General features: G+C 56.6%; 16 protein-coding genes and 1 pseudogene. 5 read left to right on the top strand and 12 right to left on the bottom strand.

The genetic code is table 11. The features are described from left to right. The 5 genes from BW956_RS21775 to mhpD all read right to left on the bottom strand — a co-directional run. On the bottom strand, nt 1–281 hold a 281-nt coding region (locus BW956_RS21775), incomplete at its 3' end, for a TRAP transporter small permease (RefSeq protein WP_139327278.1). A gap of 2 nt (nt 282–283) precedes the next feature. Continuing rightward, nucleotides 284–1,336, bottom strand: a complete 1,053-nt coding sequence (locus BW956_RS21780; protein ID WP_083703206.1) for a TRAP transporter substrate-binding protein — start codon at nt 1,334–1,336, stop codon at nt 284–286. A gap of 105 nt (nt 1,337–1,441) precedes the next feature. Beyond that, nucleotides 1,442–2,464, bottom strand: coding sequence for a 4-hydroxy-2-oxovalerate aldolase (gene dmpG, locus BW956_RS21785; RefSeq protein WP_010324226.1), 1,023 nt, complete (start codon nt 2,462–2,464; stop codon nt 1,442–1,444). 11 nt (nt 2,465–2,475) lie between these two features. After that, nucleotides 2,476–3,408 carry an acetaldehyde dehydrogenase (acetylating) gene (locus BW956_RS21790; RefSeq protein ID WP_076466446.1) on the bottom strand — a complete coding sequence of 311 codons (933 nt, stop codon included), beginning with the start codon at nt 3,406–3,408 and terminating at the stop codon, nt 2,476–2,478. Nucleotides 3,409–3,430: 22 nt separating this feature from the next. After that, nucleotides 3,431–4,228: a 2-keto-4-pentenoate hydratase gene (gene mhpD, locus BW956_RS21795; protein WP_076466447.1), complete on the bottom strand. Its 798-nt coding sequence runs from the start codon at nt 4,226–4,228 to the stop codon at nt 3,431–3,433. Between the two features lie 391 nt (nt 4,229–4,619). Here mhpD and BW956_RS21800 point away from each other — a divergent pair, with 391 nt between their 5' ends. From BW956_RS21800 to BW956_RS21820, 5 genes are all read left to right on the top strand, one after another. Then, complete coding sequence (locus tag BW956_RS21800) at nt 4,620–5,429, top strand: DNA-binding transcriptional regulator (RefSeq protein ID WP_010324223.1); 810 nt, start codon at nt 4,620–4,622, stop codon at nt 5,427–5,429. 266 nt (nt 5,430–5,695) lie between these two features. Beyond that, nucleotides 5,696–6,634: a 3-carboxyethylcatechol 2,3-dioxygenase gene (locus BW956_RS21805; RefSeq protein WP_076466448.1), complete on the top strand. Its 939-nt coding sequence runs from the start codon at nt 5,696–5,698 to the stop codon at nt 6,632–6,634. Nucleotides 6,635–6,679: 45 nt separating this feature from the next. Then, complete coding sequence (locus BW956_RS21810) at nt 6,680–7,876, top strand: acyl-CoA dehydrogenase family protein (RefSeq protein WP_076466449.1); 1,197 nt, start codon at nt 6,680–6,682, stop codon at nt 7,874–7,876. A gap of 113 nt (nt 7,877–7,989) precedes the next feature. Beyond that, nucleotides 7,990–8,541: a flavin reductase family protein gene (locus BW956_RS21815; RefSeq protein ID WP_076466450.1), complete on the top strand. Its 552-nt coding sequence runs from the start codon at nt 7,990–7,992 to the stop codon at nt 8,539–8,541. Nucleotides 8,542–8,605: 64 nt separating this feature from the next. Further along, nucleotides 8,606–9,466, top strand: a complete 861-nt coding sequence (locus BW956_RS21820; RefSeq protein ID WP_076466451.1) for an alpha/beta fold hydrolase — start codon at nt 8,606–8,608, stop codon at nt 9,464–9,466. A 49-nt stretch (nt 9,467–9,515) separates the two neighbouring features. Here the strand turns inward: BW956_RS21820 and BW956_RS21825 are convergent, their stop codons facing one another. From BW956_RS21825 to BW956_RS22700, 7 genes and pseudogenes are all read right to left on the bottom strand, one after another. Continuing rightward, nucleotides 9,516–11,264, bottom strand: coding sequence for a SulP family inorganic anion transporter (locus BW956_RS21825; RefSeq protein WP_076466452.1), 1,749 nt, complete (start codon nt 11,262–11,264; stop codon nt 9,516–9,518). A gap of 106 nt (nt 11,265–11,370) precedes the next feature. Further along, complete coding sequence (locus BW956_RS21830) at nt 11,371–12,402, bottom strand: TAXI family TRAP transporter solute-binding subunit (RefSeq protein ID WP_076466453.1); 1,032 nt, start codon at nt 12,400–12,402, stop codon at nt 11,371–11,373. A 22-nt stretch (nt 12,403–12,424) separates the two neighbouring features. Next, nucleotides 12,425–14,314 carry a TRAP transporter permease gene (locus BW956_RS21835; protein ID WP_076466454.1) on the bottom strand — a complete coding sequence of 630 codons (1,890 nt, stop codon included), beginning with the start codon at nt 14,312–14,314 and terminating at the stop codon, nt 12,425–12,427. Between the two features lie 37 nt (nt 14,315–14,351). After that, on the bottom strand, nt 14,352–15,926 hold the full coding sequence (locus BW956_RS21840) for an alkaline phosphatase family protein (protein ID WP_076466455.1): 1,575 nt from the start codon (nt 15,924–15,926) through the stop codon (nt 14,352–14,354). 101 nt (nt 15,927–16,027) lie between these two features. Then, nucleotides 16,028–16,807 (bottom strand): IclR family transcriptional regulator domain-containing protein, encoded by a 780-nt coding sequence (locus BW956_RS21845; protein ID WP_076466456.1) that lies wholly within the window; start codon nt 16,805–16,807, stop codon nt 16,028–16,030. Between the two features lie 95 nt (nt 16,808–16,902). Next, nucleotides 16,903–17,391 carry a universal stress protein gene (locus BW956_RS21850; protein WP_010324213.1) on the bottom strand — a complete coding sequence of 163 codons (489 nt, stop codon included), beginning with the start codon at nt 17,389–17,391 and terminating at the stop codon, nt 16,903–16,905. A 44-nt stretch (nt 17,392–17,435) separates the two neighbouring features. Next, nucleotides 17,436–17,587: pseudogene (locus tag BW956_RS22700) on the bottom strand (C4-dicarboxylate ABC transporter permease); the annotation flags it as partial.

Consider the following 17,587-nt stretch of genomic DNA (forward strand, 5'->3'; position numbering starts at 1 on the left):
TTGGAGCCCAGGAAGCGGTCCAACAGATCAACCACGATATGACCGCCGCGCCAGGTAATCACCGGCATGGCCGCAAATACCATCACCGCCAGACCGATCTCGGTCAGCTCGGTGCCACCATGCAGCGGACTGTTGAAGAGATAACGCCCGACCACGTCGACACAGGTCAACGCCATCAGGGTAAACAGCACTAATGAAGATACAGCCTCGAGGAAAAAGGCCAGCCACTTGGCCGGCCCCTTCTCGTCATAATGTTCATTAAGCCAGGCGGCAAATGACATGCTCACTCCTGAATATTGGCAATGACATCTTGGTTGGATTCATAACCACGTGCAATTTCACGCAGCTCTTTCAGGGCCTCACGGGCGTCCACATCAAGATCCGACACGCTTTCAATCCAGGCTTCATCGATCCCTTCAGCCAGCGCCTTATACTCCTGCGCCAAAGGATCGTTTACGCCAACTGTATTGATACGCACGCCGCTCTCTCGTGCCAGTTTCAAACCGGCCACATCGGATTGGTCCTGCGCCCAACCGCCCAGAGCAGACAGTCGCTCACCGGATACCGCCCTGATTGCTTCAGCATCTTTCGGGTCCAGATCAGCCATGAAGTCCGGATTGATAAAGAATGAGAAACTGCCCAGGTACATGCCGCCCGGCAGCTGGGTACTGTCGGTAATCACTTCATTCAAGCGCAAATTCTTGACATCACAAACCGGTAGAAAAACTCCGTCAATTACGCCCTGCTGCAGCATTTCGTAAACCTTGGGGGCCGGTGCGGATACCGGTACCAGACCGGCACGCTCACCAATAACAGACTGAACGCCACCACCGACTCGAATCTTTTTGCCCTCAAGCTCGGACAGCGTGTTTACTGGAAACGTGCTGTGAATCTGACCCGGGCCATGAGTTACCAGCGCCACCAACTCCAGACCCTCAAACTCATAAGTGTCCTTGAAATACTTGTTGTGCACACGCCAGTGGGCCACGGAAGCGGCTTCACCGGATACACCGAGCAAGGGCTGCTCCACAATCTGGGTCAGGCGGAAACGGCCCGGCACATAACCGTGATAGCCCCAGCTGGCATCGGCCACACCATCTTCGACCAGGTTAAACATGGTTTTGGGGTGTCCCATGTTGTACTCAACGGCGAGAGTTACGCGGTTATCGGTGGCTTCCTCGATCCATTTTTTCCAGGTCGGAAGTACCACTTCATTGACCGGGTGTGTCGGCGGCATCCAGCTGGCAAAGCGCATCACTGTCTGGCTCCATGCGGAAGCAGAAAACACAGTACCGGCAGCAGCCAGCGCAAGAGCAGCGACATTCATCTTTTTCATGGGGGATAGTCCTGTATTGTTATGTTTATGTATTTGTTTTGTCTGTTGTTTGTTCTAAGTAACGGGGTATATACAAAGGGCCGGCGCTAGCCGACCCTTTGGGATTTATTGACGCTTGAGAAGATCCAGTGCCACATCGACAATCATGTCTTCCTGGCCGCCTACCATGCGGCGCTTGCCCAGCTCGACCAGAATATCGACGGTCTTGAGACCGTATTTTTCGGCCGCCACTTCGGAGTGACGCAGGAAGCTGGAGTAGACGCCTGCATACCCCAGCGCCAGGGTTTCACGGTCTACACGCACTGGGCGGTCCTGCAGCGGACGCACGATGTCGTCGGCAGCATCCATCAGGGCGTACAGATCGGTACCGTGCTCCCAACCCACCTTGTCGAAGGCGGCGATGCACACTTCCAGCGGTGCGTTACCGGCACCGGCACCCTGACCGGCCAGCGAGGCATCAACACGGTCACAACCTTCTTCCACCGCGACGATGGAATTGGCCACACCCAGTGCCAGGTTGTGGTGGGCATGGATGCCGGTCTGGGTGGACGGATCAAGTACATCCTTCACCGCACGGAAACGGTCACGGATATCCTGCATGCCCATGGCGCCGCCGGAATCCACCACGTAGATGCAGGTGGCACCGTAGCTCTCCATCAGCTTGGCCTGCTCTGCCAGCCCTTGCGGCGTCTGCATGTGGCTCATCATCAGGAAGCCAACGGTATCCATGCCCAGCTTGCGGGCGTGTTCGATATGTTGACGGGACACGTCTGCCTCGGTGCAATGCGTGGCGACACGCACTATGCGGGCACCAGCGCTGTAGGCGCTTTCCAGGTCATGCACGGTGCCGATACCGGGCAGCAGCAGCGTGGCGATCTGCGCATGCTCGACCACTTCCGCCACCGCTTCGATCCACTCCAGGTCGGTATGGGCACCGAAGCCGTAGTTGAAGCTGGAGCCCTGCAGGCCGTCACCATGGGACACTTCAATGGAGTCCACCCTGGCTTTATCCAGAGCACGGGCGATGTCCTGTACGTTCTTGATCGAGTACTGGTGGCGCACTGCATGGCTGCCGTCACGCAGCGTCACGTCAGAGATGTAGAGTTTCTTGCCGGGATTAAATGTCATTTTTATCGTCCTCAGTTAACCAGTGACTTGGCGATGCGCTCGGCGGTACCCAGCGCGGCAGAGGTCATGATGTCGAGGTTGCCGGCGTAGGCCGGGAGGTAATGAGCCGCACCTTCCACTTCGAGGAAAACAGAGGTTTTCAGGCCGCTGAAATGGCCATGCCCCGGAATATTGATAGGCTGATCGTCAGGAATTTCGTCGAACTGGACCTTCTGTTTCAGGCGGTAGCCCGGCACGTAGCTTTGTACCGCCGCGGCCATCTCCTCGATGGAGGCTTCCACCTGCGCCTGATCAGCTTTCTCGGAAAGTACGTAGACGGTGTCGCGCATCAGCAGCGGCGGCTCGGCCGGGTTGAGGATGATCACCGCCTTGCCCTTGCTGGCACCGCCGACCACTTCGATCGCCTTGGTGGTGGTTTCGGTGAATTCGTCAATATTGGCACGGGTGCCCGGGCCGGCCGACTTGCTGGAGATCGACGCCACAATCTCGGCATAGTGCACCTTGGCCACGCGTGATACTGCCGCCACCATTGGAATGGTTGCCTGACCACCACAGGTCACCATGTTCACGTTGCCCTCGTGGAGGTGCTGTTCCAGATTAACGACTGGTACACAGTAGGGACCGATCGCCGCCGGCGTCAGGTCGATAAATTTGAGCCCCTCTTTTTTACCGCGCAGGAACACTTCGTTATGCATGTGTGCCTTGGCCGAAGTCGCATCAAAAATGATGTCGATCTCCTCAAAAACGGGCATTTGCGCCAGGCCTTCAACACCTTCATGCGTGGTTGCAACGCCCATCCTGGCCGCGCGGGCCAGACCGTCCGAATTGGCATCGATCCCAACCATGGCGCCCATTTCCAGGCCGTCACTGTTGCGCATGATTTTGATCATCAGGTCGGTACCGATGTTGCCGGAACCGATGATGGCTACTTTAGTCTTTTTCATTCTGACTCCTACAGAGAGAGGTTCAGGCGCTTGCCTGCGCAAACTCGACGGCCACCTGGCCAATACCGCTGATTTCAGCGTCGAAACGGTCTCCCGGCGCACATTCCACCATCGGACCCAGAGCACCGCTGAGCACCAGGTCACCGGCTTTCAAAGGCGTGCCCAAACGGCTCAGGGTCCGCGCCAGCCAAAGAGCGGCATTAAGCGGGTTGCCCAGACACTCGGCGCCGCTGCCAGTGGAAACGATCTCGCTATTACGCGTCATCCGCATCTCGGCACCACGCAGGTCAACGCCATCAAGACGGCGGGCCGGGGTTCCCAGTACGAAGCAGCCGCTGGACGCGTTATCCGCCACCGTGTCGACAAAACGGATATCCCAGTTGCTGATCCGGCTTCCGACGATCTCCAGCGCCGGTACGACCCAGCCGATCGCCTGCATCAACTCGGCATGGGTGCAGTCCTGCTGTGGCAGGTCATGGTCCATGATGAAAGCAATCTCGGCCTCAACCTTTGGCTGCATCACCAGGTCAGCGGGAATAATGTCGTTGTCACCGAAGCTCATATCCGCAAACAGAGTGCCGAAGTCCGGCTGGTCTACACCCAGCTGGGCCTGTACACGGGGGTTTGTCAGGCCAATTTTTCGGCCCACGATACGTCGGCCCTGGACAACCGCATGTTCGGTATTGATCTGCTGAATTCGGTAGGCAGCTTCAATATCTTGAGGGGCGAGTTGATCTCGAACGGGCGAGGTTGCTTCTCTGCACTGTTCGGCCTGGCGCAAACGCTCGGCCATTTCATGTAACTGTTGTTCGTTCACCATGTAACTCCATACCCTGAGTGCGCCTTAGCAATATGGCTGGGCAGCTTGAGGTTGCTAAAACAGGCGGTGCGGAAAACTATTTGAGGGCGATATTCTGATGAATTGCATTATCATATTGTGCAGATATAAAAACGTTCACATCCGAAATATTGGCAGCTGAATAAACAAGCCAACAATCAAAAGTATTTTCTCTGCAATTACTCATGTTCAATAGAATGCTTTTAATTCGCTTTAAAAGGCGAAAGCGGTACAACCCATTGAATATCATTTGTGGACTCCGTGACGGCATGTTTTTATTATGGTCCGGAGTATAGAAATAGCGCCTGAGCAGCAGCAACAGAAATCGACAGCAAGGTGCACTATGTGCACAGCCAATAAAAGGACAAGAGTCATGTCAGAGCAGGACAAGTCGACGGGACAGGGGGAGTACAAACTGGTCCAGGGTTTGATGCGAGGCCTGGCTTTGCTGCATTGTCTTAACCGCTGTGATGGCGGCGCACGTATAACCGAACTGTCTCAACAAACCGGCCTGCACCGCACCACTGTTCGCCGCCTTTTGGAAACCCTTCAGCATGAAGGATACGTGCGACGCAGTGAGTCGGATGACAGCTACCTGCTCACCCTTAAGGTACGTGAACTTAGCGAGGGCTTTCGTGATGAGCAGTGGGTATCCCAGTGTGCGGCCCCGCTGCTGGGTCAGTTGTTGCAGGAAGTTGTCTGGCCTACAGACATCTCCACTCTGGATGTGGATGCCATGGTGATACGCGAAACCACACACCGTTTCAGCCGACTCTCCTTCCACCGCTCCATGGTTGGCCGTCGCTTGCCCATGCTACTCACAGCAGCCGGGCGGGCCTATATTGCCAACTGTCCCGACCAGGAGCGCGACCAGATTATCCAGCTCCTGGCCAGCCGGGACGACAGCCAGGCCAAACTGGCGCAAGACTCCGAATATGTCGAAAAACTCATCCGCAAAACCCGCCAGGATGGCTATGGCTCCAATTACCGCGACTGGGGCGAAGAAGGCCGCATTGCCGCTATTGCCCTGCCCATTCGTGAAGGCGAAAGGGTCTTGGGCTGCTTGAACCTGGTCTATATCGCTGATGCGATGACGATTGAGGAAGCCGCGCGTCGTTACTTGGGTGCCATGCAGTCAGTTGTGAGCCTGATACAGCAACGCCTCTCTCCTCAAATCCGCTAGCGACAGATTCACTGGCCACAGAAGATACCCACAAAGCCTGTGCACTATGTGCACCCGCTATCTGTTTTTGCTTGAAGATCTTTTCTCCCCTGTACAAAATCCAATCCAAATTAATCACCTGCTCGCAAGATAAAGAAATCTAAATTTTTAGAATCATGTGAATTCTTTATTTAGCTAACAGGATCGAAACTCTATTTACCGCATTCATTTTAATTTGCGCGATAAATAGCCCTTTCCTCTATTACATATAAAAAGAAGGTAGAGAGATGAGCATACAGCTTAAATGCCTGTCACATACCCCTTTGCGCGGTCGTAATGACCCCAGTGCCGATGTTGTGGCCGAAGTTGATGCAGTATTGGCTCAGTCACGTGCTGAAGTTGAAGCCTTCGATCCTGAACTGATCCTCGTGTTCGCCCCGGACCATTACAACGGCCTTTTCTACGACCTGATGCCTCCGTTTGTGGTTGCCACCGCCGCCGAGTCGGTGGGTGACTACGGCACCTTGACAGGTAACCTGTCTGTTGACGCCGAGCTTGCATTGGAGCTGACCAAACACCTGACGGACAGTGACCTGGATGTATCTCTGTCACACCGCCTCCAAGTTGACCATGGCTGCACACAAACACTGGAAGAGATGACCGGCAGCCTGACCCGTTATCCGGTGATCCCGATCATTATCAACTCGGTGGCGCCGCCTTTCGTACCCTACCGCCGTATCCGCAAACTGGGAGAGGCCGTTGGCAACTTCCTGGCCGGACTGAACAAGCGCGTATTGATCCTTGGTACCGGAGGCCTGTCTCACGAACCTCCGGTTCCCCTGCTGGCCGATTCACCGCAAGAAGTACAGGAGTTCCTGATCTGCGGCCGCAACCCGACACCGGAAGGTCGTGCGGCGCGCGAAGCCCGTACCATTGCCGCTGGCAGGATCTACGGCTCCGAGCTCTGCCAGCAGACGCCGCTCAACGCTGTTTGGGACGAAGCCTTTATCGAACTGCTGCAGAGCGGCGAGCTTGAACAGGTGGATGACTTCGACATCCAGCAGATATCAACCGAAGCCGGACGCTCTACTCACGAAGTACGTACCTGGGTGGCCGCCTTCGCCGCACTGGCGGCCAGTGGCCCCTACCAGGCACGCAAGGATTATTACCGCCCCATCAACGAATGGATTGCGGGCTACGGCGTGGTCAGCGCCACTCCCGCCTGAGCTGACCACAGCTAACAATAAAACGAATCATCTGGAGAGACCGATATGAACGCTATCGTTACCCCAATCCCGACCGAAGAAGAGATCGTACAGCGCGCCCGCGACATGATCCCGATGCTACGCGAACGTGCCGATGCCTGTGAAAAGGCTCGCATGGTCCCCAAAGAGACCATCAAAGCCTTCCAGGAAGCCGGCTTCTTCAAAATCCTGCAGCCCAAACGCTGGGGCGGCTACGAGATGCATCCCAATGTACTCAACCGTGTGCTGATCGAACTGGCTCGTGGCTGTCCGTCCAGCTCCTGGAATGTAATGGTGCTGGGCGTACATCCCTTCGAAGTAGGCCTGCTGCCGGAGCAGGTGGGTGATGAGCTTTGGGGCGAAGACAACACCCGTCTGGTGTCCTCCTCCTACGCGCCTTTCGGTACCGTGGACGTTGTTGAAGGCGGCTACCGCCTAAACGGTGAATGGCTTACTTCCAGCGGCTGCGACCATGCCGAAGGCGGCACCTTCCTCGGTGGTCGCGTGCAGGAAAACGGCGAAATGGTATTCCGCTCCTTCTGGGTTCAGCGTGACCAGATTGAAGAAATCATCGATGACTGGCACGTGGTCGGCCTGGCCGGTACCGGCAGCAAGAAGCTGGTGATCAAAGACGTCTTCGTGCCGGCTTACCGCAGCCATGTGATCGGCGCCTACGACCAAGAGTCCCACGGCCACGTCGAAAATCTGTACAAGGTCCCCTTCTTCTTCGTGTTCTATGCAGCCGTTTCCTCAGTGCTGATCGGTATGGCCCGTGGCATGTCGGATCTCTACGTGGAGCATATGGTACCGCGCCAGAACCTGAACCAGGCCGTAGGTGCTGCGGTGAATGACCCGTTCATCAAATACCGCCTGGGCGAAGCAGAAGCCAAAATCACGGCTGCCGAAGCACGCGTACTGAGCAATACCAACGAAGCCTGGAGCTACGCCTCACGTGGCGAGTTGGTACCGACGGATGTGCGTGTACGCCACTTTGCGACCAACCAGTTCACCGGCGGTGACTGCTTCGATGCGGCCCACATGATCTTCAAGAAGACCTCGACCCGTGGCGTATGGCTGAACAACCCGATGCAGCGCCAGATGCGCGACATTCTGGTGGGCGCTAACCATATCACCCAGAACCAGGACAACATCGGTGACCTGTTGGGCGGCCAGCTGCTGGGTAACCCGCTGCCCCAGCCGAATCCTTTCGGCGTTAAGGCATAAGCCAAACCCGTTTGGCGTTAAGGGATAAGCCGCCCCCTTTGGCGCAAACACCAGAGCTAAGAGCCTTCTGTATAGCTGCAGAGGGCCCCGCCTGAATTATTAGAGAGACGATCATGAATCAGCACATCAACCAGCTGCTTGACTGGACACCCAACGCCGAGCTGAGCGAAAAATCGATGGTCAGTGCCGACGAACACCGTAACGGCATGCGACATTTCGCCATGGGCGTCAGCACCATTACCAGTGGTGACGACAAGGCACGGGCCGGTCTGACCGCCACCGCAGTTTGCTCCGTGACAGCCGACCCGCCTCGCCTGGTCGTATTCGTCAACAAAGGTGTTTACGCCAGCGAGCTTATCCTTAAAAGTGGCGCACTGTGTGTCAACGTCCTGGCGGGTGACCAGGAAGATGTTGCCAAGGCATTCGCAGGCATGATCAAGGATGTACAGGGCGAGTCACGTTTTGAATTTGGTACCTGGGATAACCTGACTACCGGTGCTCCAGCACTTCAGGGTGCGCTGGCAAACTTTGATTGCCGCGTCGTTAAAGTATTTGACGAAAGCACCCATCACGCCTTCCTCTGCGAAGTACTGGCAACCCGCGAGCGCCAGGATGGCGAAGCGCTGATCTACCTGAACGGCGGCTTCAGGCAAATTCCCCAGTAAGTGACACTACCGAATTTCTCACCCCGGCACGTGTCGGGGTTATGTGTTTTAGCAGGAGTACAACATGAGCATGAACCTGACTGAAGCGGGTAGCAGCCGCTTTATCGACATCGAACTGGATGGCCAGCCGGTCAAATTGCATTACAACGACTGCGGCGAAGGCCGCGAAACCATCGTCATGTTGCACGGCTCTGGCCCCGGCGCAAGCGGCTGGGCCAACTTCAACCGCAATATCGACCCCCTGGTCGCCGCCGGTTATCGTGTCATCCTGCTCGACTGCCCTGGCTGGAGCAAAAGCGATTCTATCGTCTGTACCGGTTCACGTTCCGACCTGAACGCTCGCGCTCTGAAATCCTTAGTCGATGCGCTGGACCTTGAACAGATCCATATCCTGGGCAACTCCATGGGTGGCCACAGTGCTGTCGCCTTTACACTGGAAAACCCGGAACGTGTCGGCAAGCTGGTACTGATGGGTGGCGGCACAGGTGGTGCCAGCCTGTTTACACCGATGCCGGCGGAAGGAATCAAGCTGCTGCAGAAGCTCTACCGTGAGCCGACCATTGAGAACCTGAAGCAGATGATGTCGGTCTTCGTGTTCGATACCAGCGACCTGACCGAAGAACTGTTTCAGACCCGGTTGGACAACATGCTCAAACGCCGTGACCACCTGGAGAACTTCGTCAAAAGCCTGCAGGCAAACCCGAAGCAGTTCCCGGACTTCAGTCCACGCCTGCCCGAGATCAAACAGGATACTCTGGTGATTTGGGGCCGTCAGGACCGCTTCGTACCCATGGATACCGGCCTGCGCCTGGTAGCGGGGATTCCCAACTCCCAACTGCATATCTTCAACCAGTGCGGCCACTGGGCGCAGTGGGAACATGCAGACCGCTTCAACCGTATGGTGCTGGACTTCCTGCAGCACTAAGAGACAGTTCGTTTTGTGTCGGCCACTGCCTAATGACGGTGGCCATTTTTCACACGCCGCTGGGCGGCGGACAATCCCCAAAAATCCGTTTCGTGCAGGTTGCACAGCGGTCCTGATCCAGCTGCGGGATCAGTGTTTCGATTGCCGAACGCGGCGTGTCGTGAAAGCGCTGCTCACCCAGAAGCTCAATGGCACCCGTGCTTTTGAGTTCATCCATGACGGTGCCCTTGAGCGAGCTGATCAGCAGGTCACCACTCATCATGTACAGGCGGTTGATCTCCTGATGCAACATCTCCACACCGGCCACATCGATAAAGTTGATGCCCTTGCCGATCACCAGAATATGATTAACGCCGCTGCCGGGTGCCGTCAGGCGGCGGATCTCCTGCTGCACATGATCAACCGCGCCGAAGAACAGGGAGCCATCGATACGGATGATTTTCAGCTGTGGACACTCCTCCAGCTGGTAGCGGTTGATATTACGGATATGACGGCGCTCGGTTTGCTGCAGCGGTGCTACCTGAGTAACTCGCGGCTGTGAAGTACGACGCAGGTAAAGTGCCAGCGACAGCATCACACCAATGTAGATGGCAAACTCAAGCTCCACCAGCAGGGTCGAGAACAGGGTCACCAGCAGGATTGCCGCTTCTGAGCGACTCGTGGACAGGATATGACGAATATTGCGGAAATCGATCAGGTTCCAGGCAATCAGCAGAATGGATCCGCCCATTACCGCCAACGGCAAACGGGCCGTCAGCTGAGGCAAGGTCACCACCACCAGGGCCAACAATACCGCCGCGAAAACGGCTGCCAGCGGGGTGCGGGCACCGGCATCATAATTGGCCCCGGAGCGGGTAAATGACCCGGTACTGGCGTAACAGGCAAAGAAACTGCCGATCACGTTGGACAGCCCCTGCCCTATAAACTCCTGGTTGCCATCAATCTGCTGGTGGGAGCGAACCGCGATGGCACGGGCGATGGACACGGCCTCGATCAGGCCCAGCAGTGCAACCGCCAGGGCCCCCGATGCCAGTGACTGCAAAGTAGCGAAGTTGAATTCAGGCAGTACCGGCGTGGGCAGCTGCCCCGACAGAGCGCCAACATAGGCAACGGCATCACCGGCAGGGTCCAGCAGGTAGCAAACCAGGCTGCCGCTGGCCATGCCGATCAGCAGGTGTGGCAGTTTACGACTGATTTTACGCACCAGTACGGCCACCACCAGTGTTGCCAGCCCGGCCTGCAGCGCGATCCAGTTCAGCCCCTCAATGTGTGCCCCCAGATGTTCCAGCGTCGCCATCATCGACAGCCCGCCGGGTACTTCGACACCCAATACATGCTTGAGCTGGCTTACCGCAATCAGAATCGCCGCCCCGGCCGTAAAGCCAATCACCACCGTGTGCGAAATAAAGTTGACCAGGCTGCCCATACGAAACAGGCCCAGTGCCAGCTGTATCAGGCCCGTCAGCAACGTCAGGCTGATCACCAGCCCGACATATTGCTCCGTCGAGAAGTCGCCCAGGCCGCTGATCACACTCATGACGACAATGGAAAGTGCCGCAGTCGGCCCCGAGATCAGGTGCCAGGAAGAGCCAAACAGGGAGGCGATCACCGCTGATACCATGGCGGTATAGAGGCCATACACAGGAGGCAAACCGGCAATGAAGGCGTATGCAACCGCCTGTGGCAGTACCAGTACCATACCGGTCAGGCCTGCCATGAAATCGGCTTTCAGGTTGTCCGACGTGACCCGGTCACGCCAGCGCAAAAAAGGTAATAATTTGTTGGTCCAGACTGACATCGATAAAGATCCGATCAGGTGATCACAAACGCGCGCTATAGTGGCAGTTTAGAGCGCCAGATACAAAAAAGGGGGCTCAGCGCCCCCTCATTACAACCGCCGTGTCTTACTTGACCTCAGGGACTTCCAGTCCGATTTCGCGGAAGTAACGGGCAGCACCAGGGTGCATTGGCATGTTCATGTCAGCAAACACGCTTTCCAGGCTCAGGTTGCGCAACCAGGGGGTGCTTTCCTTCTGCGCTTCCAGACCATCCCAGTATGCCTTGGTCATCTTGTAGATGGTTTCTTCATCCAGATCCTTGTTGGTAGCAATGCCCACGTTGATACCAATGGTATAGACCGGCTCTTCATTCACCTGATTTTCACCGTAGACACCCGGCTCCAGCGGTTTGATGCTGTAGCCCGGGATGCTGACCAGTTTCTGCAGTTCAGGGTTGGAGTTGAAGGTATCCATGTCCACGCCAATGAAGCGTACCTTATTGGTCAGAGCAATCTGGCTGATCACCGGGCTCGGTGCCACCGTCGCGTTGAAGTAGACATCGATGTTGTGATCCTGAAACGCCTGGGACGCAGATTCATGGCCCAGTTTTACAGACGTGTAGTCTTCACCCGCTTCATAGCCGGTTGCTGCGCGAATCATGGTTTCAACGGTACGACGCGCCACACCACCCGGAGGGCCGGCAAAAACACGCTTGCCCTTGATGTCCTTCAGGCTTTGGATGTCATCTTCGGCATAGGTTACGGCCTGATACAGACCCATCGGGAACATGAACACCGCTCTCAGGTTTTGGGACAGGTCCTGGGCGCTTTTGATCTTGCCGAACATGCCACCACCGCTTTTCATATAGTTATGAATAGACGGCGACATCATGAAAAACTCCCCGCGCCCTTTGGCCGTATCCAGCGCATGTTTGGGCGCCACGCCGGTCGCATTCACAACGATGGAGTACTCGGGCAGCTCCTTGTTCACTGTATTGGCAAAGTGGGTCATAACCATGTAGGGGCTGCTGCCCGGCCCCAGGGTGGACATGCGGAAGCTTTCCTTGGCCTGCGCCTGGGTCGCACCGGCGCTCAGCAGCACACCAGCACAAAGAGAAGCAGTCAGCGTTTTCAGTGAACGAGTCTTGAAGTTAAACATAAGAGGTACCTTTGGTTATTTCTTATAGTTGTTTACAGAAGAAGTGACGTCCCGGCAGCGTGCCACGACGGCTCTGTTCGAACAGCAGCACCGGCACCAGCGCCAATGCCAGCAACTGCACCCACCAGAGCGGGGAGATCACGGCAAAGCCCGCAGCCAGGTAAAGCGCACGTTTGAAGCCCTTCGCCGAGAAGGCACCGGCGACCAGCATAATGGCGGCCGTTGTGGTCACCACAGCGGTGATCAGTCCAAACCAGCTGAAGCTGTCATTAATCAGCAGCATGGACGGCTGATAGACGAAGGCGAACGGGATCAGGAAGCCGATTACGGCCAGGCGCAGTGAGGTCACACTCACACGCAGCGGGTTGGCCTGGGCGATAGGCGCAGCGGCAAAAGCAGCCAGCGCGACCGGCGGCGTCACTGCGGACAGTACGGCGTAGTAAACCACGAACAGGTGTGCGGCGATCAGTTCCACACCCAGGGATTGCACCGCAGGGCCCATCACCAGAATGATCACCAGATACGCGGGTACTGTCGGCATACCCATGCCCAATACCAGACAGCCACCGGCCATCAGCAGCAGCGACACAAAGAGGCTGTCACCGGCAACCAGCTGAATCACTTCAGAGAAACGCAGCCCCAGGCCGGTGGCATTCATGACCGCAATGATGATACCCACGGCAGCCACGGCCACCATGATGGTAGAAGCCGACTTGGCACCGCTGGACACCATATGCCACAGCTGGCTGGGCTTTTTCAGCAGGCCGGGGTCAACGGCAACACCAAGCACAGCGGCAGTGATCAGCGCCCAGAAACCGGCCTGTGCCGGGCTGCTGCCCTGGATCATCAGCACAATGATCAAGCCCAGCGGCACGACAAATGCCAGCCCCTTGAGTTTTTCCAGTCGAGTCAGCGGCTCTACGGCCTCCTTGCCCTGAGCTTTCATGCCCAGGCGTTTGGCCTCGGTGGAGATAAACGTAAACAGACTGGCATAGTAGAAGATGGCCGGAATCAGCGCCGCTAGGGTGATATTGAGGTAGGTAATACCGGTTACGTCCGCCATGATAAACGCCACGGCGCCCATGATCGGCGGCATCAGCTGACCACCACTGGAGGCAGCCGCCTCGACAGCACCGGCGAAGCGACCCGGAAAACCACTCTTCTTGATCATCGGGATGGTAATAACGCCGGTGCCCACTACATTGGCCACCGAGCTGCCTGAAATGGTGCCAAACAGGCCACTGGCAAGCACCGCTGCGTGCGCATCACCGCCCGGCAGGCGTCGCGTCAGGCGAAACGACAGTTTCAGCAACACAACACCCACACCCAGGGCATCCAGCAATGCACCGAACAGGATGAAGATCAGGATGGTGGATGTCACCACACCCAGGGTACTGCCAAAGACACCGTCGAAGCTGTACCAGACAGTCGTCAGCATCTGCTCCAGATCCATGCCCGCATGTGACAGAGCGCCCGGCAGTTCACGCCCGAACAGGGCATAGCCCAGGGCCAGTGAGCAGACAATCAGCAGGGTCAAGCCGATCATGCGACGCATCAGTTCTGCCAGCACGGCAAGGCCGGCCAACGCCATCAGCACATCGGTCTGCTCAAGTTCATAGAGTCCGGTTTCCAGCTCTTCAGCAACCCAGAAGTAGCGATAGGCAGCTGCCAGCACCGCGACAATCAACCCCAGGTCGATTAAGCGGTGCCACCAGGCGCGCCCCTGCCGGGTCATGCTGGCATAGAGAAGCACCACGCAAGACAGAGTGAATGTACCCACCCTGAGAATGGTGTCATCGAAGATCCCCCAACCGGCGGTATAGAAGATCGATGCGACCATTACCAGGAACAGGGGTGCTCCCAATAATTGGGCCGGGTGGGCCTTGGCCCAGGCAATCGAGTTACTCAGCATAGTCGTCTACCTTATTGTTATAGTAGCCCGTCAGGCCTCACCAGAGGCCGAACAGGTAACCGCGCGCGTGTGCCTTCCCGGTCATATTGGCCACGGTTGCATTACTGATGGTGGTGCGCGTCTTGCGCATCCGGTACCAGTCGTAGAGCGCCTGCTCCAGGCGTTCACGTTGCTCTTTACAGGCAGAGTCCTGCCCCAGATCGTTTTGCTCCTGGGGATCTGACTGCAGATCAAACAGCTGGGGGCGGAAGTGTTCGTAGTGAACGTACTTCCAACGTCCGTCGGTAATCATGATGGCGCGGGTCTGGTCCGGCTCCAGCTCCAGGGCAAAACGCGCCTTGCGCCAGGCGTAATCGGCTTCACTGACAGCATACTCACGCCAGGACTCCACCCTGTCCCCCTGAATGAGGGACAGCAGTGAGCGGCCTTCCAGAATATGGTCAGGCACCTGACCACCTGCCCACTCAACAAAGGTCGGCACCAGGTCGATCGCTTCAACCAGACGTTCATCAAGCTGACCACGGGTTGCATCAGCCTGAGGACGCGGGTCATGCACAATCATCGGAATACGTGCGCTGGCTTCATGGAAGAGTTCTTTCTCACCCAGCCAGTGATCGCCCAGGTAATCACCATGGTCGGCGGTCATCACAATCACGGTGTTGTCGTACTGGCCGATCTCTTTAAGGTAGGCGATCAGGCGTGCCAGATGGTCATCCAGCTGGGTAATCAGACCCATGTAGGCCGGAATTACACGTTCACGCACTTCTTCACGTGAGAAGTTCACCGACTCATCATGCCCCATAAAGGCTTCGATAACCGGGTGCAGGTTTTCCTTTTCCTGTTCGGTCGCATTTGCAGGGATAACATCCGCAGCCGTGTACATGTCGTGATAGGGTGCCGGCGCAATATAGGGCCAGTGCGGCTTGATGTAGCTCAGGTGCAGACACCAGGGCTGATCGGCTGACTCACGGATAAAATCCATGGCACGATTGGTGGTGTAAGCGGTTTCGGAGTGTTCTTCCGGCACTCGGGCAGCGCGGTCGCAATTGCGCATATACCAGCCGGACAGGGTTTCGCCATCCTCGCCTTCTGCCGAGTTGGCCCATTCATGCCAGGGGTTGTCACCGGCAAAGCCCTGCTCACGCAGGTATTCGTTGTAGGCCAGGTCCGGCGATACGGTCTGATCCGGGTGCAGGCCATCATCACGCTCGTAGGGTTCGAAACCGCATTCGCTCAACAGCACGCCACGCGAAGATTCGGGATCAACACCCAAACGCTGCATGCCCTCGACGTCCTTCTTCATGTGGGTTTTACCCACCAGCCCGACACGGTATCCGAGCGGACGCAGATAATCGCCCATGCTCTGCTCGGAGACTTTCAGCGGTACGTTGTTGTAGGTCGCGCCATGGGAAAAGGCGTAGCGGCCGGTATAAAAGGACATGCGAGAAGGCCCGCACACCGGCGCCTGAGTATATGCCTTGGTAAAATTGACGCCGGATGCTGCAAGCGCATCAATGGTCGGGGTTTTGATAGACGGGTGGCCCGTGCAGCCCAGATAATCGGCGCGCAGCTGATCCGCCATGATAAAAAGAATGTTGGGTTGTTTTGCCATCTGACTGCCTTGAGTTCGGGTTTTCTAGTTATATGAAGGCAGCTTAATCAAGAAAATGGCATTTCCTACGAGGCATTTCACTAAGTGAAACGGGCGGACAATTACTTATCCAGTAATTTTGATAAACGCTCGGCCGCACCGCGCAATAAAGGGTAATAGTGCTGGTCAATCTGGTCTTTGCTGAGGGTCCCCTGTGGCCACGACAGGGCCAGTGTCGCCCTGACGCCCTGCTTATCCATCACCGGCACCGCAATGGCGGCGATCTGCTCACCCTCGGTGGTCCCGACCCCGAAATAGGACGATTCCCGTTCGCCATAACCCTGACGACGGGTTTGCTCCAGCAGTTGCTGCAGCCAGACGGTGTCACAGGCTAGCCGCCCCTCTTTTGTTTTACTGGCCTTGAGCGCATTAATAATGCTGCGGCGCTCCTCTTCGGGGCAAAACGCCAAATACGCTCGCCCGTTACCGGACATAAGAAATGGCGGCCGATACCCCATCACCTGCCGGTTGAGGATAAAAACCGAATGCAGACGCGTAGACTCAACTATTTTCATGGCCAGGCCGTCGCGCATGGCGATATCCACAGGCCAGCGCAATTCACTTTGCAGTTCCTGAATAATGGGGGCCGCCAGCTCGGCAAGCTGTTCACCCGGGTCGTTATCTGCCAGGTTACGATTGAGGGTAAACGAGAGCCGATAACAGGAGTCACCCAAGGCACGGTAAACCCAACCGGCTTCCTGCAGGGTTTTCAGAACACGCAAAAGCGTCGCTTTGCTGATTCCGGTCTGGTGGTGAAGTTCGGCGAGAGAAACAGGCGAGTGCTGGCGTATAACTTCAACGACATGAAGTCCACGGGCCAGAGAGTCAATCGATTTAACCATTGGCAGGCTCGCTCAGGCAGATCAGGCGCAGCACATCCATGGCTGAAGGAAGACCGCCCGGCAGCTGGCCACCGGGCAGAGATTTGGCAGTTTGATTATCCCAGCGGGACAACCAGAACAGGACGCTTGGAATGTGTAAGCGTTTTGGTCGCAGTAGAACCGACCAGCAGCTGACCAAGGGTACTGTGCTTGCGCGTACCCATCACAATGACGTCGGCATCGATTTCGTCGGCCACTTCCAGAATTCTGGACCAGGGCGTTCCTTCTTCGACACGTGCATCAATGTTCTTCAGGCTCAGCACTTCGTGCTCTTCCAGCTCATCCTCGCAGAATTTCTCGATCCGCTTGCGAATTTTTTCGCTCAGGGCATCTACGCCCTTCTTCAGCATCTCATCGATCTCTTCCTGCTCCATCATGTTACTGAGAACGCTGCGGGTGGTACCGCTGAGTGACTCAATCACATGCAGATAGGTGATCTGCGACTCGGAGTAATGCCCACAGAGGCTGACCGCAGCGCGGAACGCCGGACGTGAACCCTTCTCGAGGTCGGAAACGTACAGAATCTTTTTCACATCATGGAACATACTTCTACTCCTCTATCCCTTCAGGACAGGACGTGCTGCACCGCTTAGCGGTACAGCATTTCCGGCAGGAACAGCGCAATCTGTGCGATGAATACGATCATCGCCAGACGCACGATATCTGCGCACCAGAACGGGGTCACGCCCTTGAAGATCGTGCCCGTTTTCACATCCCTTAATACTGCACTGAGTACGAATA

Source organism: Marinobacterium stanieri, assembly GCF_900155945.1.
Taxonomy (GTDB): domain Bacteria; phylum Pseudomonadota; class Gammaproteobacteria; order Pseudomonadales; family Balneatricaceae; genus Marinobacterium; species Marinobacterium stanieri.

Excerpts from the sequence above, each read along its gene's own strand:
- dmpG (WP_010324226.1), bottom strand. The coding sequence starts at position 2,464 with ATGACATTTAATCCCGGCAAGAAACTCTACATCTCTGACGTGACGCTG.
- BW956_RS21780 (WP_083703206.1), bottom strand. The coding sequence starts at position 1,336 with ATGAAAAAGATGAATGTCGCTGCTCTTGCGCTGGCTGCTGCCGGTACT.
- BW956_RS21815 (WP_076466450.1), top strand. The coding sequence starts at position 7,990 with ATGAATCAGCACATCAACCAGCTGCTTGACTGGACACCCAACGCCGAG.
- BW956_RS21790 (WP_076466446.1), bottom strand. The coding sequence starts at position 3,408 with ATGAAAAAGACTAAAGTAGCCATCATCGGTTCCGGCAACATCGGTACC.
- BW956_RS21800 (WP_010324223.1), top strand. The coding sequence starts at position 4,620 with ATGTCAGAGCAGGACAAGTCGACGGGACAGGGGGAGTACAAACTGGTC.
- BW956_RS21835 (WP_076466454.1), bottom strand. The coding sequence starts at position 14,314 with ATGCTGAGTAACTCGATTGCCTGGGCCAAGGCCCACCCGGCCCAATTA.
- BW956_RS21845 (WP_076466456.1), bottom strand. The coding sequence starts at position 16,807 with ATGGTTAAATCGATTGACTCTCTGGCCCGTGGACTTCATGTCGTTGAA.
- BW956_RS21805 (WP_076466448.1), top strand. The coding sequence starts at position 5,696 with ATGAGCATACAGCTTAAATGCCTGTCACATACCCCTTTGCGCGGTCGT.
- BW956_RS21810 (WP_076466449.1), top strand. The coding sequence starts at position 6,680 with ATGAACGCTATCGTTACCCCAATCCCGACCGAAGAAGAGATCGTACAG.
- BW956_RS21840 (WP_076466455.1), bottom strand. The coding sequence starts at position 15,926 with ATGGCAAAACAACCCAACATTCTTTTTATCATGGCGGATCAGCTGCGC.
- BW956_RS21820 (WP_076466451.1), top strand. The coding sequence starts at position 8,606 with ATGAGCATGAACCTGACTGAAGCGGGTAGCAGCCGCTTTATCGACATC.
- BW956_RS21830 (WP_076466453.1), bottom strand. The coding sequence starts at position 12,402 with ATGTTTAACTTCAAGACTCGTTCACTGAAAACGCTGACTGCTTCTCTT.
- mhpD (WP_076466447.1), bottom strand. The coding sequence starts at position 4,228 with ATGGTGAACGAACAACAGTTACATGAAATGGCCGAGCGTTTGCGCCAG.
- BW956_RS21825 (WP_076466452.1), bottom strand. The coding sequence starts at position 11,264 with ATGTCAGTCTGGACCAACAAATTATTACCTTTTTTGCGCTGGCGTGAC.
- BW956_RS21850 (WP_010324213.1), bottom strand. The coding sequence starts at position 17,391 with ATGTTCCATGATGTGAAAAAGATTCTGTACGTTTCCGACCTCGAGAAG.